Origin of the sequence: Streptomyces sp. NPDC059373 (assembly GCF_042751495.1) — a bacterium.
GTDB lineage: Bacteria > Actinomycetota > Actinomycetes > Streptomycetales > Streptomycetaceae > Actinacidiphila.
The window spans coordinates 48,289-62,737 of sequence record NZ_JBHYXC010000021.1 but is presented as its reverse complement, the minus strand read 5'-3'; the positions used below and the strand labels follow the sequence as shown (position 1 = coordinate 62,737).

Genomic DNA, 14,449 nt, shown 5'->3' with positions numbered 1-14,449 from the left:
TCGGCGATCGCCGGGAAGGGATGGGACCGTCATGACCATGGCCAACGAGACGATTCTGGTGACCGGCGGCAGCGGTGTGCTGGGGGCCGCGGTGGTGCGAAGGCTGCTCGATACGGGGCGGCCGGTGCGGGTGCTGAGCCGCCGGCCGCAGCGGGCGGCGAACACTCCCGACAAGGCCGGCTGGGCGGTCGGTGACCTGGCGACGGGGGCCGGTCTTGCCGAGGCGCTCGACGGGGTCGGTGTGGTCGTGAACTGCGCCAGCGACACCAAGGGCGCAGGAAAGACCGATGAGTCGGCCACCCGCCATCTGGTCGAGGCGGCCAGGGCGGCCGGTTCGCCCCATGTGGTCCACGTGTCGATCGTGGGGATCGACCTGGTGCCGGTCGGCTACTACAGGGCGAAGCTCGCGGCGGAACGGCTGCTCGAGACCTCCGGCCTGCCGTACACGGTGCTGCGGGCCACGCAGTTCCACGACCTGGTGCTGGCGGGGGCCCAGCAGCTTGCCCGGCTGCCCGTCGTGCCGGTCCCCTCTGGGGTGCTCGTCCAGCCGGTCGAAGTCGGGGAGGTCGCTGACCGGCTGGCGGAACTGGCGCTGGGCGAGCCGGCCGGGCGGGCCCCGGACTTCGGCGGCCCGAAGGTGTGGAGCGGAGCGGACTTGGTGCGGGCGGTGCTGCGGGCCTCGGGCCGTCGCCGTCCCGTGCTGCCACTTCCACTGCCCGGCAAGGCGATGAGGGCACTACGGGCCGGCGGGCTGCTGGTGCGCGGGGGCGGCTCGGTCGGACGGCGTGGTTTCGACGACTTCCTGGCCGCCGCGCCGCTCCGGGATCGTACGTACGGAGTGGCGCAGGCCGGCGAGCGGGGCTGAGTGGGTGGGTCTGAGTGGGCAGGGCTGACAAGGCGGGGCTGACCGGGCAGGTCAGCGGGCAGGGTTGAGCAGCTTGCGCAGCGCGGCGGTGATCTGCCGCGCCAGGCCGTCGTCGACGGGGGCGTGATGGCTGAGCAGCCGGTACCACATGGTGCCGAAGGCGAAGTCGACGGCGAGGTCGAGCGGGAACTCGGCGTCGCTGAGGTCGCCGCGCTCCACGCCCCGGGCGAGGATCTCGCGCAAGGCGTGTCTGCGGGGGCCGATGACGGTGCCCTGGAGGCGGGCCGAGAGTGCGGGGTCGTGCTGGGCCTCGGCCATCAGGCCGACGAGGGCCTTGCCGGTGAGCTGGTGGGTGATGGCGAAGGTGGCTTCGAGGAGGCTCCGGACATCGCGCCACGTGTCGCCGGTGTCGGGGGTGAGCCGGACGGCTTCGCGCAGGCCGACGTCGCGTAGGGCGTCCAGCAGGACGGCCTCCTTGGTGGGCCACCAGCGGTAGACGGTCTGCCGACCGACCCCGGCGGTCTCGGCGATGGCTTTGACGGTCAGGGCCTGGAAACCGTCGCGCTGGCACAGCTCGAGCGCCGCGTCGAGCACGGCGCGCCGCGCCGTCTCGCTCCGGGGCCTGCCGCGGGGGGCCGCAGCTTCTGTCATGGGATCACCTTACAGGCTTTACAAGACACGGTGCCTCGATTATATTTAACGAGTCACCGTGTCTTGTAATGAGAGTGGGGCAGGCAATGAGTGAGCGGATCGTGGTCGTCGGCGGCACCTCGGGCATCGGGCTCGCCGTGGCCGAGCGGCAGCTGAAGGAAGGACGCGAGGTCGTCGTCACCGGACGAGACGCCGGCCGACTGCGGGCAGCGCTGGACAAGCTGGGCGAGGGTGCGTCGGGGGCCGCCGTGGACGCCCGGGACGAGGAGGCGATGCGTGCCCTCTTCGCCGGTCTGGGCCGGGTGGATCACGTCGTCCTGGCGGCCACCGGGGCGACGGCGGCCGGGCCCTTCCGGTCGATACCGGCCGAGGCGCTCCGTGAGGCCGCCGAGGGCAAGTTCGTCGCGCAGACGATCGCCGCCCAGGCCGCCCTCGAGGTGCTCCGGCCCGACGGATCGCTGACCTTTGTCACGGCGGGTTCGGCCGGCGCCGCCATCCCGGGCACGGCAGGCCTCGCCGCGGTCAACGCGGCCGTCGAGGCGATGGTGCCGGTGCTGGCCGTGGAGCTCGCCCCCGCGCGGGTCAACGCGGTCTCGCCGGGGATCATCGACACGCCCTGGTGGGACTGGCTGGACGCCGAGGCGCGGCAGCAGACCTTCGACGCCTACGCCAAGTCGGCTCCCGCCGGACGGGTCGGGCATGTGGAGGACATAGCCGACGCCATCGCCTATCTGATCGGCGCCGGCTTCACGACAGGCGTCGTGCTCTCCGTGGACGGCGGCTCGCGGCTGCGGCCGTCGGCGCTGTGATGGCGCACGACGGACGGACCGTGCTGGTCACCGGCTCGACCGACGGCCTCGGCCGGTGGCTGGCCGTGCGGCTCGCCACGGACGGTGCGCGGGTGCTGCTCCACGGGCGCAGCGCCGAGCGGGCCGCGCGGGTGCGCGAGGAGATCCGCCGGGTGACCGGCGAGGACCGCGCGGAGGTACTGCTCGCCGACCTGGCGGACCTGCGGGAGGTGGACCGGCTCGCCGACGAGGTGATGGCCCGCTCGCCGCGGCTGGACGTCCTGGTCAACAACGCGGGCGTCGGCGCCACCTCACCCGGTGGCCGCCGCGAGCTCAGCACCGACGGCATCGAGCTGCGCCTCGCGGTCAACTATCTCGCCGGTTACCGCCTGACGCGTCGCCTTCTCCCGCTGCTGACCGCCTCAGCCCCGGCCCGCGTCGTCAATGTGGCGTCCGTCGGCCAGCAGGCCATCGACTTCGCCGATCCCATGCTGGAGCGCGGCTACAGCGGCATGCGGGCGTACGCGCAGAGCAAGCTGGCGCAGATCATGTTCACCCTTGACCTGGCGGAGGAGCTGAGCGGCACAGAGGTGACCGTCAACGCGCTGCACCCGGCGACCTATATGGACACCACCATGGTCCGGGAAGGCGGCGTCACACCCTGGAGCACCGTCGAAGAGGGCGGTGAGGCCACCCTCCGTCTGGTCGACGCGCCCGGCCTGGGCAGCGGCCGTTACTTCGACGGCACCCGGGAGTCCCGGGCCGACCGTCAGGCGTACGATCCCGTCGCCCGCCGCCGACTTCGGGAGCTGTCCGAAGGGTTTGTCGCACGCCCCCGTGGCGCGCGCAAGCAGTGAAGGGGGTGCCGACGCGCTTGCCCCAGAGCGGCCACCTAGAGTGAAGTCATGGCACGACCCCGCCGCATTGTGCTCATCCGGCACGGAGAGTCCCAGGGCAACGCCGACGACACGATCTATGAACGGGTCCCGGATCACGCCCTGCTGCTCACCGCAGCCGGCGAGCGGCAGGCGCGCGAGGCGGGCGTCCGGCTGAGGGAGCTGTTCGGCGGCGAGCGGGTGCAGGCGTTCGTCTCGCCCTACCGGCGGACCCATGAGACCTTCCACCTGCTGGGGCTGGATCCGCGTCTCACCCGGGCCAAGGAGGAGCCGCGTCTGCGCGAGCAGGACTGGGGGAACTACCAGGACGCGGAGGACGTGCAGCGGCAGCGCAAGGCCCGGGACGCGTACGGACACTTCTTCTACCGTTTCGCGCAGGGCGAGTCGGGAGCGGATGTCTACGACCGGGTCGGGGCCTTCCTGGAGACGCTGTACCGGGCCTTCGACAACGCCGACTTCCCGCCGAATGTGCTGATGGTGACCCACGGGCTGACCATGCGGCTGTTCTGCATGCGCTGGTTTCACTGGACGGTCGACGAGTTCGAGTGCCTGTCCAACCCGGACAACGGCGAGACCCGCATGCTGCTGCTCGGACCCGACGGCAAGTACCGGCTCGACCGGCCCTTCGACCGGTGGCGTACGGCGGACTCCGATCTGTCGCGGTATCACGGGTGAGTCCGCGGGTGAGTTTGAGCACAGGGTGATTGACCCTGATGACACGTGATGTCAGAGTTTCCGGCGCGATGACCCCTGACTCCCGACATACCGACCGCCTCTTGCGCGCGCTCGCAAGCCTGCGCGGACTGGCCCTGGGCGATGCCCTCGGTTCGCAGTTCTTCGTACCCGCCAACTACCCGGCTCTGCAGAGCGGCACGCTGCCGCCGGGCGTCTGGCAGTGGACCGACGACACCGAGATGGCGTGCTCCGTGGTGGCGGTCCTGGGCAGCCATGGTGCGATCGACCAGGACGCGCTCGCTGCGTCCTTCGCGCAGCGCCACGACTTCGACCGCGGGTACGGACCGGCGGTGAACCGGATGCTGCGGCTGATCCGCCAGGAGGGCGCGGACTGGCGCACGCTGGCCGCGGAGATGTTCAACGGACAGGGCTCCTGGGGAAATGGCGCGGCCATGCGGGTCGCGCCGCTCGGCGCCTGGTACGCAGGTGAGCCCGAGATGGCGGCGGAGCAGGCCGAGCTGTCGGCCTACACCACGCACCAGCACCGCGAAGGCGTGGTCGGGGCCGTGGCCGTCGCGGCGGCGGCCGCGCTGGTGGCCGACGCGGACGGCCCCAAGGACCCCGCGGCACTGCTTGACGGGGTCATCGGCCTCGTACCGCGCAGCGCCGTGCAGGCGGGGCTGCGGCGCGCCCGCGACATGCTCGACTACGCGGACGTGGCGACCGTCGCCGCGGTGCTCGGCTGCGGTCGGCGGACCAGCGCGCATGACACGGTGCCCTTCGCACTGTGGGTGGCGGCCCGCCATCTGGGCGAGTACCAGAAGGCGTTCTGGACCACGGCCCGTGCCGGCGGTGATGTGGACACCACCTGCGCCATAGTCGGGGGCATCGTGGCCGCCCACCCCGATGGTGCGCCGCCCAACGGGTGGCTGGAGCGGAGCGAAGCCCTGCCGGAGTGGGTGCCCGGCGTCTGAGCCGACCGTGGCTACACCCGGACGAGCTGAACGACCTCGGCGACCGAGGCGGCGCCAAAACCTGTCCTGTGTCACGAGCACGTCACAGGTCTGCGCCGGTCATGCACCTGGGGGCGGCTTGCGCCGAGCCGGGCGTAGCGTGTCGGCCACGCCGTCGGTTGATCTTGACCGGTGCGCGCCGACAGTCGTCGGTTCTGCCCGTGCCCATGTGCCGGGGCCGGGGCCGGCGGGGAGGGGGCTCCATGTCTGACACACCGTCCGATGCCGTGCCACAGAGGCCGCCGCACCGGCCCGCCTATGGAGGGCCGCAGCAGCCCCGCCCGGCGTGGCCAGGAGCGCCGCCGCCACCGCCGCCGCAGTGGGTCATCGCCAGCCGGGCCAAGGCTCCGGCCGCGATCCGGTCGGGGGCGCTGTGGGCGGTGCTGGCTACCGGGATCCTGGCCGCCCTGCTGCTCGACGGGGGAGTGGGGCTGAACCTGCTGCTCGTAGCCGTACCGGCCGCCGTCGCCGCCGCGCTGGCGGCCCGCGCCGCCGGGCGCATGCCCCGCCCGTGGACCATGCTGTGGGCTGCCGCGGGCCTTGCGCTGCTTGCCCTGCCCGCCCTGAGGGACGCGGGCTGGCCCGCCTCCCTCGCCGTCGTCGCCGCTCTCGCGCTCGGCTCGCTGGCCCTGCACGGCGGCCGCACCTGGCCCGGTGTGCTGTTCGGCAGCGTCGGCGTGTGGGGCGAGGTCGTCTCCGGTCTCGCCTGGGGTCTGCAGGGGCTGCGGGAGCGTACCGGGGGCAGCCGCGACCGCTGGTGGCCGGTGGTCAGGGCCGCCGCGGTGGCGGTGGTCCTTCTGGTGGTCTTCGGCGCGCTCTTCGCGGGGGCCGACGCCGCCTTCGCCGACCTTCTGGGGAATCTCACTCCGGACGTGTCGGTCGGCGACAGCCCGTTGCACTTCCTGTTCTTCGTCCTCGGCCTGATAGGTGCCCTGGCGGTCGCCCGCACCGCGGCCTCACCCCGCCGCTGGGACCGGATCGAGGTCAAGCCGGGCCGCGCTCGCAGCCGCCTGGAGTGGACGCTGCCGCTCGTCGTCCTCGCCGCGCTCTTCGCCCTCTTCAACGCCGTCCAGCTCACCGTGCTGTTCGGGGGCTACGACAAGGTGCTCGCCGAGACCGGCCAGACCTACGCGCAGTACGCCCGGCAGGGCTTCTGGCAGCTGCTCACCGTCACTCTCCTCACCGTCCTGGTGATCGCCCTCGCCCTGCGCTGGGCCCCGCGCGGCACCGATCGTGACCGGCTGCTCGTACGATCCGTGCTCGGCGCGATCTGCCTGCTCACGCTGGTCGTGGTCGCCTCGGCGCTGCGCCGCATGGAGCTGTACGTCAACGCCTACGGGCTGACCCGGCTGCGCATCTCGGTGGCGGGGATGGAGCTGTGGCTCGGCCTCGTCATCGTGCTGATCATGGCGGCCGGGATCCTGGGCAACGGCTGGCTGCCCCGCGCGGTCGTGGCCAGTGCGGCCGTCGGTATTCTGGCCTTCGGCCTCGCCTCGCCCGACGGGCTGATCGCAGACCAGCAGGTCACCCGCTACGAGAACACCGGGAAGCTCGACCTGGACTATCTGCGCGGCCTGTCCGCCGACGCCGTGCCCGCTCTCGACCGGCTGCCCGAACCCCAGCGCTCCTGCGCCCTGGGAGTGATCGAGAGCCGGCTCCACGACGGCGAGGCCTGGTACGCCACCAGTCTCGGCGAGGCCCGGGCCCGTACGATCCTGGCCGACCGGCCGCTCGCGGCGGGGGATCCGTGCCAGGAGGCCGGCCTCGTCACCTTCCGCGAATGACCTGTCACGCGTGAGATGAGACGCCTGGCGCCGCCGCCCTGACCTCCGCCGGGCCGTGCGGCGGCGCCGTCCCCTCCCCGTCCTTCCCGTATCCCCGGCCCTCAGCCCGCCGCAGCCCCGGCGGTGCCGCTCAGCGCCTCCAGGTCGCTCTTGCGTACCCGGATCACGAAGACCGCCGTGAACAGGGCGAGCGCGACCAGCGCGACGGCCGCTATGAACGCGGTCGAGATGCCGTGGGCCAGCACCTCGTGGCCCCATGGCGCGGGGAGCGTCTGCGTCTTTTCGAACGCGGCCTTCTGCGCGGGCGTGGCGTGGGCGAGGAAGTCGGGCAGTTGCTTGGTGGCCTCGCTACGGCTGGCCGTACCGAAGACCGTCACCAGGATCGAGAGCCCCAGCGAACCACCTACCTGCTGGGTCGCGTTGAGCAGCCCGGAAGCGGCGCCCGCCTCGTGCGGTGCGACCCCGGAGACGGCGGTAAGGGTGACCGTGACGAAGTTCAGCCCCATGCCGAAGCCGAAGAGGAGCATCGGCCCGAGGACCCCGCTCACGTAGTTGCTGCCCGGATCGATCTGGGTCTGCCAGGCCATGCCGATGCCGGTGAAAATCGCGCCGGTGACCAGGAACGGCTTGGGCCCGAGCACCGGCAGGAAGCGGGTGGACAGCCCCGCCCCGACGATGATGGCGACGGTGACCGGCAGGAAGGCGAAGCCGGAGGCGATCGCGCTGTAGCCGAGCACGTTCTGCACGAAGAGGACAATGAAATAGAACATCCCGAACATCGCCGCGGCGAGGCTCAGCATGATCACGTACGTCCCCGAGCGGTTGCGGTCCGCGAACATCTTCAGCGGGGTGATCGGCTCCCGCGCCCGCCGCTCGATCAGGACGAACGAGACCAGCAGGGCCACGGCGGCGGCGAACGCCGCGACAGTCAGCCCGTCCCGCCAGCCCTTGTCGGCGGCGCGGATGAACCCGTAGACCATCGAGGCCATGCCGCCGGTCGAGGTGATCGCTCCGGCGATGTCGAAGCGGCCGGGATGCTTGTGCGACTCGTTGATGAAGATCGGCGAAAGGAAGGCGATGAGCAGACCGATGGGCACGTTGACGAAGAACACCCAGCGCCAGCTGAGCCACTCGGTGAGCATGCCGCCTGCCAGCAGGCCGACCGCGCCGCCACCGGCCGAGACGGCCGCGAAGACACCGAAGGCCCGGTTGCGCTCCGGGCCTTCGGGGAAGGTGCTGGTGATCAGAGCGAGGGAGGTGGGCGAGCAGATCGCCCCGCCGACTCCTTGCAGGGAGCGGGCGGCGAGCAGCTGCCACGGCTCCTGGGCGAAGCCTCCGAGGAGGGAGGCGAGCGAGAACAGCAGGATGCCGAAGATGAACACCCTGCGCCGGCCCAGGATGTCCCCGGCCCGTCCACCGAGCAGCAGCAGGCCGCCGAAGGTCAGTGTGTACGCGTTGAGCACCCAGGACAGGTCGGTGGTCGAGAACGACAGCGCTCTCTGGATATGCGGAAGAGCGATGTTGACGATGGTGGCGTCCAGCACGACCATCAGCTGACAAGCGGCGATGACAGCGAGGGCGATCCCCGGACGTCCGTCCCGCCGCGCGGCACCTGGCTTTCGTGGAGTGGTACTCAATTGCGAAGTCGTCACGAGAGTCCCCCAACAACAGTGACTTAGTGAACGGTGGCGTTCACTCTGTACGAGACTATGGGGGTAAGTGTAGTGAACGCAAGCGTTCACTAGAATTGGTTTTTGGAGGTGCCATGGTCATGCGGCAGGAAGCCGACGGACCCGCGAAGCCGGCAGTGCTGCGCCGTCGCGGGTCGGTGCTCGAACGGGCGATCCTCGATGCCGCATTGGAGCAGCTCGGCACTGTCGGCTGGGCCGGACTGACCATGGAGGGGGTCGCCGCCGGCGCCCAGACCGGCAAGGCCGCCGTCTACCGCCGCTGGCCCTCGAAGCAGACACTGGTCGCGGACGCGCTGAACCTGTCGATCCCCGAGGTGGGCGACGTGCCCGACCTGGGCAGCCTGCGCGAGGATCTGCTCAGCCTCGCCGTGCGGATGCGCGACGCCATGTACTCGCCCGGCGGTCTCGCGCTGCGCTCGGTGCTCGACGAATGCGACACCGACGCGGCTCATCTCTTCCACGAAATGATCCTGCGGCGCGTGGTCGAGCCGGCGCAGCAGCTCATCAAGGCCGTCGTACGACGCGGGATCGAGCGAGGCGAGGTGCGCGCGGACGCCACCGGCGACATCGTCGCCGAGGTGGTCCCCGCCCTGATGATGTACCGGGCCAAGCTCGGCGGCCGGGAGATCGACGAGGCGGACCTGATCGAGACGGTCGACCAGGTGATGGTGCCGCTGCTGCGGCCCTGAACGCTCGGCGGGCGCGGCCCGCGCTCTGTGCTTAAGGTCACGAGCAGGGCGGTTCGCGCATGCCCGCGGGCGGTGCGGGCATGCGCCGGCGGTACCCGTACCCCTCCGGAGGAGACCATGCCAGAGCTGTTCATCGGAGGCCGCTGGACGGCCGCCGTCGACGGGGGCTCGCGCGAGATCCGGTGTCCCGCGGACGGCACCCTCGTCGCCACCGTCGACGAGGCCGGGGCCAAGGACGCCTCCGCCGCGATCGCGGCCGCGCGCGACGCCTTCGATCACGGACCCTGGCCGCACACCCCGGCGGCCGAAAGGAGCGGGCTGCTGCTGCGCGTGGCCGGCCTCATCGAGCGGGACAAGGCGGCACTGGCCCGGGCCGAATCACTCGATACGGGCAAGCGTCTGGTGGAGTCCGAGTACGACATGGACGACATCGCCAACTGCTTCCGTTACTTCGGCAACCTGGTCGCCGCAGGAAGCACCGGCCGGGTGGTGGACACCGGCAACCCGGGGGTGGACAGCCGGGTCGTCCACGAACCGGTCGGGGTCTGCGCCCTGATCACCCCGTGGAACTACCCGCTGCTGCAGACCGCCTGGAAGGTCGCCCCGGCCGTCGGTGCGGGCAACACCTTCGTCCTCAAGCCCAGCGAGCTCACCCCGCACACCGCCATCCACCTCATGCGGCTGCTCCAGGAGGCCGGCCTCCCCGACGGCGTCGCAAACCTCGTGCTCGGCGCCGGACCGACGGCCGGGGCCCCGCTGTCCGAGGACGAGCGCGTCGACATGGTCTCCTTCACCGGCGGCCTGGTCACCGGCCGGCGGATCATGGCGGCGGCCGCACCGACCGTGAAGAAGGTCGCCCTGGAGCTGGGCGGCAAGAACCCCGACATCGTCTTCGCCGACGCCGACTTCGACACCGCCGTCGACTACGCCCTCATGGCGGTCTTCCTGCACTCCGGCCAGGTCTGCTCGGCCGGCGCCCGGCTGCTCGTACAGGAGGAGATCGCCGACCGCTTCGTGGACGCGGTGGTCGCGGGCGCCCGGCGGATCCGGCTCGGCGGTCCCTTCGACGAGCAGGCCCGCACCGGGCCGCTGATCTCGGCCGCCCACCGCGACAAGGTCGAGGCCTACGTCGCCGCCGGGATCGCCGAAGGCGCCGTACTGCGCTGCGGCGGGGCCCGTCCCGACGATCCCGCACTGAAGGACGGCTTCTACTACCTGCCGACCGTCCTGGACTCGTGCCATGCCGGGATGACGGTGATCCGCGACGAGTCCTTCGGCCCGGTTCTTACCGTCGAGCGCTTCACGACCGAGGAGGAGGCGCTCGTGCTCGCCAACGGGACCGTCTACGGACTCACGGGCGCCGTCTGGACCACGGACGAGGCAAGGGCCGCGCGGGTCGCCGCCGGGTTGCGGGCCGGCACGGTCTGGATCAACGACTTCCACCCGTACGTGCCCCAGGCGGAGTGGGGCGGCATGAAGCAGTCGGGCTTCGGCCGTGAACTGGGGCCCACGGGCCTCGCCGAGTACCAGGAGTCCAAGCACATCTGGCGCAACGCCGCCGCGGTGCCGCAGCGCTGGTTCGACTGACGCAAGCCCCGGGAGACCCTGTGACTGCCTCCGGCCCCGCCTCCGGCCACAACACCGCCACGCCCGAACTCACCGACGACGACGCCTTGGCCGAGCTCGGCTACAAGCCAGAACTCAAACGCACCCTGGGCAACTTCCACACCTTCGCCGCCGGCATCAGCTACATCTCCATCCTCACCGGCACCTTCCAGCTCTTCTATTTCGGCATCAGTAACGGCGGACCCGCCTACTGGTGGTCCTGGCCCATGGTCTTCACCGGCCAGCTGATGGTCGCCCTGTGCTTCTGTGAACTGGCCGCCCGCTACCCGGTCGCGGGCTCGATCTACAACTGGTCCAAGCGGCTCGGCGGCCCGCACGTCGGCTGGCTGGCGGGCTGGATGATGACCTGTGCGACGGTCGTCTCACTCTCCGCGGTCGCGCTCGCCTATCAGTTGACGCTGCCCCAGATCTCGTCGACCTTCCAGTTCGTCGGAGACGGCAGCGGCACGACCGACGCCGCCGCGAACGCCGTACTGCTGGGCTCGGCGCTCATCGTCTTCACCACCCTGGTCAACGCCTTCGGCGTGAAGCTGATGGCCCGGATCAACTCCGCGGGTGTCTTCATCGAGCTGGTCGCCGCCGTCGTCCTGATCATCCTGTTCGCCGCGCACTTCCACCGCGGCCCGAGCGCCGTCCTGGACACCCAGGGCCGTGGCGCCGGCCAGAACCTCGGCTACTTCGGCGCCTTCCTGACCGCCTCGCTGGCCTCCGCGTACGTCATGTACGGATTCGACACCGCCTCCTCGCTCGGCGAGGAGTCCCTGAACCCGGTCCGCAACGCCCCGCGCGCGATCCTGCGCGCGCTCATCGCCTCCTTCCTCATCGGAGGGCTGATCCTGCTGTTCGCGCTGATGGCCGCACCCGACCTCAGCGCACCGCAGCTGTCGGTGGACGGCCTGCAGTACGTGGTGCTGTCGACCCTCGGCCATGACATCGGGCAGGCGGTGCTCTGGTGCGTCGTCATCGCGGTCACGGTGTGCGCGCTCGCGGTGCACACGGCGGGCATCCGGCTGGCCTTCGCCATGGCGCGCGACAACAACTTGCCGGGCGGCCCGGTGATGGCCCGGGTCAACCCGCGCACCCAGACGCCGATCCTGCCGGCCGTACTGATCGGCGTCCTCGCGATCGCCATCCTGATCGTCAACATCAACCAGCCGCAGATCTTCTCGGTGGTCACCAGTATCGCCATCATCATGATCTACCTCGCGTATCTGCTGGTCACCCTTCCGATGCTGGTCCAGCGCCTGCGCGGTACCTGGCACGGAGCGGGGAAGGGCCGCTTCTCGCTCGGCCGCCTCGGCCTGCCGGTGAACCTCCTCGCGGTGCTGTGGGGCACCGCCATGACGATCAACCTGATGTGGCCGCGCGCCGCCGTCTACAAAGCCTCCGGCCCGCAGCACTGGTACCTGCGCTGGGGCGCCGTGCTTTTCGTCGGGGTGGTCGCGCTCGGCGGCTTCTCCTACTACTGGCTGGTGCAGCGGCACCGTACGGGCGTGCTCGCCGAACACCAGGCACCGGCGCAAGTGGCGTGAAAGGCGGAGCGTAGGCTTGGCCTTGCCATGCCCTACCAACCACCCACCCACAGCGTCGAGCGCTCCCTGCGCGCCACCCTCGGAGCCAAGGTCGTTGTCGGCATCGACGAGGTGGGACGAGGTGCCTGGGCCGGGCCCGTCACCGTGTGCGCCGCCGTCACCGGGCTGCGCAGGCCGCCGGACGGGCTCACCGACTCCAAACTGCTCACCGAGAAGCGCCGCAACGAGCTGGCGGCGGTGCTGACCGGCTGGGTGACCGCGTACGCCCTAGGCCACGCTTCGCCTGAGGAGATCGACGAGCTCGGAATGACGGCCGCGCTGCGGCTCGCCGCCGTACGTGCCCTCGAGGTGCTGCCGGTGGTGCCGGACGCGATCATCCTCGACGGCAAGCACGACTACCTGGGCGGTCCGTGGCGGGTCCGAACGGTCATCAAGGGCGACCAGTCGTGCGTCGCTGTCGCGGCGGCGTCTGTGATCGCCAAGGTGCACCGGGACGCCATGATGACGGAACTCGGCGTCGGCCATGCCCCGTTCCGCTTCGAGGACAACGCCGGATACCCTTCGCCGGTGCACCGCGCGGCGCTGGAGGAGCTGGGACCCACCCCGCACCACCGGCTGTCGTGGGCGTACCTCGATGCGCTGCCGCGCTGGCAGCACCTGAAGAAGGTACGGGCAGGGGCGATGGCAGACCCTGGGGAGCAGCTCGGTTTCGAATTCTGACCCGAGTTGTGACCTACCCGCCGCTGCGCCCGCAAGGTGCATTTGATAGACATCACCACATGCCTCTCTCCTCCGAGGAGCCTCAGATTCACGAGAGTGTCCCGGGTCCCCGCACAGCACCGGCCGCCGGCCGTCCCGCGTCGACCCCCCGCCCTGTTCCCGGTCCCGGGCCACGGCCCGCCGCACCCCGTCCCGCGCCTCCGCGCGGCGCCCCTGCCGTGAACGCCCGGCCCGGCCGACCCGGCCCGGCGCGCGGTCCGGTCGCGCCGCCGCAGCAGCGGTCGCCGCGCGACGGTGAGCCGACGGGCCCGGCTGCTGCGGCCGACGGCACCGCCGCCGCGCAGATCCAGCTCATCCCGGCCCCCGCCGACGGCGCGATCGACGCCGCCGACGAAGCGGTCGACCTGCTGCTGGACTCCGGCCGCTCGCCCGGCGACGTCCTGGTCCTCACCACCGGCGAACAGCACCCCTGGGCCGCGCACGAAGTCTCCTTCGGTGAGGCGTCCTACTGGGCGCAGCACGAGGCCGGCGACGACGTGTTCTACGCGGGCATCGGTGACGCCGAGCGGGCCTTGGGCCGCCCGGTGGTGATCATCGCCGTCAACGGCGGTGCGGACGAGGTGATCGCGCGGGCGCTGCCCACGGCGATGGCCCGGGCGGGTGCGCTGCTGATCGTCTGCGGCGACCCGCAGCGGATCAACGGGCTGCTGGGCGCGAGCGCCTGAACCGCTGAGTCAGCGGGCCGCCGCGCGGCGCAGTGCCTCGGGCGCCCCTGTGGGACGCAGGGCGGCTGCGCCGCCCTGCGTTTCCGACCAGGACGCGGCTTTCGGCGTGCGCCCACCGCGATTCTCGCCGATCACGTGCCAGCCGTCGTGGGTCAGCGTGAGGTACGCGCCGCAACGCAGCCCGTACAGCGAACAGGCGTCGCGCAGCCCCCACATCCAGGCACCGTCGGCCTCCGTCCAGCCCGCGCTGCCGTCCCGGCACACCAGCAGTACCGCGGTGCGCACCGGTCGGCGGCGCCGCAGGTCGTCGGTCGTCACCCGCCGCAGGTGGGCGAGGATCGCGTTGCGGCGCTCCCAGCCGTCGGTGTGACCGGCCCGCTGGGTGAACGAGGCGCTGGCCTCCAGCCGCCCGTCCGCCGAGAAAACGGCGACCACGGCGTTGCCCGGCGTAGGGAGATGGCGGCCGTACAGATCCTTGACGACGTCGCGCGGATTGCTGAGCAGAGGGACTCCCGCCGCGACCCACTCGGCCGGCTCCAGGGTGCGGGCCAGGCGGGAGGAGGTGCCGGCAGTGGTCGCCGGAGCGAAACCGATGGCCACGGTCCTCCCTTCGTGGGTGGCTCCCCTGGCCGCCCGGGCGCGGGCGCACGCCGGTCAAAGGCTCCAAGAGCCGGTCGGGGGATCCGGGTTCAATTCTGGCTCCCGCAGGGGCGAGCGGCAACGGTCAATTTGTCGACTCGACCTGGTATCGACCTTTCCGCCGCTTAGATCCCGCCCCCTGGGCCCTTTTGACG

14 protein-coding genes are annotated in these 14,449 nt (G+C 71.4%); 11 read left to right on the top strand and 3 right to left on the bottom strand.

The window, feature by feature from the left end:
• Positions 1–31: 31 nt before the first annotated feature.
• Entirely contained in the window at positions 32–865 is an 834-nt protein-coding gene (locus ACFXJ5_RS25535; protein WP_384635386.1) for an SDR family oxidoreductase, read from the top strand.
• Positions 866–916: 51 nt separating this feature from the next.
• On the opposite strand, the gene ACFXJ5_RS25530 is transcribed toward ACFXJ5_RS25535, so the two are convergent.
• Positions 917–1,516 (bottom strand): TetR/AcrR family transcriptional regulator, encoded by a 600-nt coding sequence (locus ACFXJ5_RS25530; RefSeq protein ID WP_384635383.1) that lies wholly within the window; start codon positions 1,514–1,516, stop codon positions 917–919.
• A gap of 86 nt (positions 1,517–1,602) precedes the next feature.
• Between ACFXJ5_RS25530 and ACFXJ5_RS25525 the strand changes: the two genes are divergently transcribed.
• The 5 genes from ACFXJ5_RS25525 (at position 1,603) to ACFXJ5_RS25505 (ending at position 6,672) form a co-directional block, all read left to right on the top strand.
• Positions 1,603–2,325, top strand: coding sequence for an SDR family oxidoreductase (locus ACFXJ5_RS25525; RefSeq protein WP_384635380.1), 723 nt, complete (start codon positions 1,603–1,605; stop codon positions 2,323–2,325).
• On the top strand, positions 2,325–3,161 hold the full coding sequence (locus ACFXJ5_RS25520) for an SDR family NAD(P)-dependent oxidoreductase (RefSeq protein ID WP_384635377.1): 837 nt from the start codon (positions 2,325–2,327) through the stop codon (positions 3,159–3,161). Before ACFXJ5_RS25525 ends, ACFXJ5_RS25520 begins: the two co-directional genes overlap by 1 nt.
• 48 nt (positions 3,162–3,209) lie before the next feature.
• Positions 3,210–3,875, top strand: coding sequence for a histidine phosphatase family protein (locus tag ACFXJ5_RS25515; protein WP_384635374.1), 666 nt, complete (start codon positions 3,210–3,212; stop codon positions 3,873–3,875).
• Between the two features lie 68 nt (positions 3,876–3,943).
• Positions 3,944–4,849, top strand: coding sequence for an ADP-ribosylglycohydrolase family protein (locus ACFXJ5_RS25510; RefSeq protein WP_384635371.1), 906 nt, complete (start codon positions 3,944–3,946; stop codon positions 4,847–4,849).
• A 206-nt stretch (positions 4,850–5,055) separates the two neighbouring features.
• Complete coding sequence (locus tag ACFXJ5_RS25505; protein ID WP_384635535.1) at positions 5,056–6,672, top strand: DUF4153 domain-containing protein; 1,617 nt, start codon at positions 5,056–5,058, stop codon at positions 6,670–6,672.
• Between the two features lie 101 nt (positions 6,673–6,773).
• Here ACFXJ5_RS25505 and ACFXJ5_RS25500 read toward each other — a convergent pair whose 3' ends face one another.
• Entirely contained in the window at positions 6,774–8,324 is a 1,551-nt protein-coding gene (locus ACFXJ5_RS25500) for an MFS transporter (RefSeq protein ID WP_384635368.1), read from the bottom strand.
• 113 nt (positions 8,325–8,437) lie between these two features.
• Here ACFXJ5_RS25500 and ACFXJ5_RS25495 point away from each other — a divergent pair, with 113 nt between their 5' ends.
• The 5 genes from ACFXJ5_RS25495 (at position 8,438) to ACFXJ5_RS25475 (ending at position 13,655) form a co-directional block, all read left to right on the top strand.
• A complete protein-coding gene (locus ACFXJ5_RS25495) occupies positions 8,438–9,052 on the top strand; it encodes a TetR/AcrR family transcriptional regulator (protein ID WP_384635366.1) in 615 nt (204 codons plus the stop codon).
• Between the two features lie 117 nt (positions 9,053–9,169).
• Positions 9,170–10,639 (top strand): aldehyde dehydrogenase family protein, encoded by a 1,470-nt coding sequence (locus ACFXJ5_RS25490; RefSeq protein ID WP_384635363.1) that lies wholly within the window; start codon positions 9,170–9,172, stop codon positions 10,637–10,639.
• Between the two features lie 20 nt (positions 10,640–10,659).
• Positions 10,660–12,210: an APC family permease gene (locus ACFXJ5_RS25485; protein WP_384635361.1), complete on the top strand. Its 1,551-nt coding sequence runs from the start codon at positions 10,660–10,662 to the stop codon at positions 12,208–12,210.
• Positions 12,211–12,237: 27 nt separating this feature from the next.
• Positions 12,238–12,930: a ribonuclease HII gene (locus ACFXJ5_RS25480; RefSeq protein WP_384635358.1), complete on the top strand. Its 693-nt coding sequence runs from the start codon at positions 12,238–12,240 to the stop codon at positions 12,928–12,930.
• Positions 12,931–12,989: 59 nt separating this feature from the next.
• Positions 12,990–13,655, top strand: coding sequence for a hypothetical protein (locus tag ACFXJ5_RS25475; RefSeq protein ID WP_384635355.1), 666 nt, complete (start codon positions 12,990–12,992; stop codon positions 13,653–13,655).
• Positions 13,656–13,664: 9 nt separating this feature from the next.
• Here ACFXJ5_RS25475 and ACFXJ5_RS25470 read toward each other — a convergent pair whose 3' ends face one another.
• Entirely contained in the window at positions 13,665–14,255 is a 591-nt protein-coding gene (locus ACFXJ5_RS25470; protein ID WP_384635352.1) for a hypothetical protein, read from the bottom strand.
• Positions 14,256–14,449 lie beyond the last annotated feature (194 nt).

Coding starts and splice junctions, on each gene's coding strand:
- ACFXJ5_RS25490 (WP_384635363.1), top strand. CDS start 9,170: ATGCCAGAGCTGTTCATCGGAGGCCGCTGGACGGCCGCCGTCGACGGG.
- ACFXJ5_RS25495 (WP_384635366.1), top strand. CDS start 8,438: ATGGTCATGCGGCAGGAAGCCGACGGACCCGCGAAGCCGGCAGTGCTG.
- ACFXJ5_RS25525 (WP_384635380.1), top strand. CDS start 1,603: ATGAGTGAGCGGATCGTGGTCGTCGGCGGCACCTCGGGCATCGGGCTC.
- ACFXJ5_RS25475 (WP_384635355.1), top strand. CDS start 12,990: ATGCCTCTCTCCTCCGAGGAGCCTCAGATTCACGAGAGTGTCCCGGGT.
- ACFXJ5_RS25510 (WP_384635371.1), top strand. CDS start 3,944: ATGACCCCTGACTCCCGACATACCGACCGCCTCTTGCGCGCGCTCGCA.
- ACFXJ5_RS25505 (WP_384635535.1), top strand. CDS start 5,056: ATGTGCCGGGGCCGGGGCCGGCGGGGAGGGGGCTCCATGTCTGACACA.
- ACFXJ5_RS25530 (WP_384635383.1), bottom strand. CDS start 1,516: ATGACAGAAGCTGCGGCCCCCCGCGGCAGGCCCCGGAGCGAGACGGCG.
- ACFXJ5_RS25520 (WP_384635377.1), top strand. CDS start 2,325: ATGGCGCACGACGGACGGACCGTGCTGGTCACCGGCTCGACCGACGGC.
- ACFXJ5_RS25535 (WP_384635386.1), top strand. CDS start 32: ATGACCATGGCCAACGAGACGATTCTGGTGACCGGCGGCAGCGGTGTG.
- ACFXJ5_RS25515 (WP_384635374.1), top strand. CDS start 3,210: ATGGCACGACCCCGCCGCATTGTGCTCATCCGGCACGGAGAGTCCCAG.
- ACFXJ5_RS25480 (WP_384635358.1), top strand. CDS start 12,238: ATGCCCTACCAACCACCCACCCACAGCGTCGAGCGCTCCCTGCGCGCC.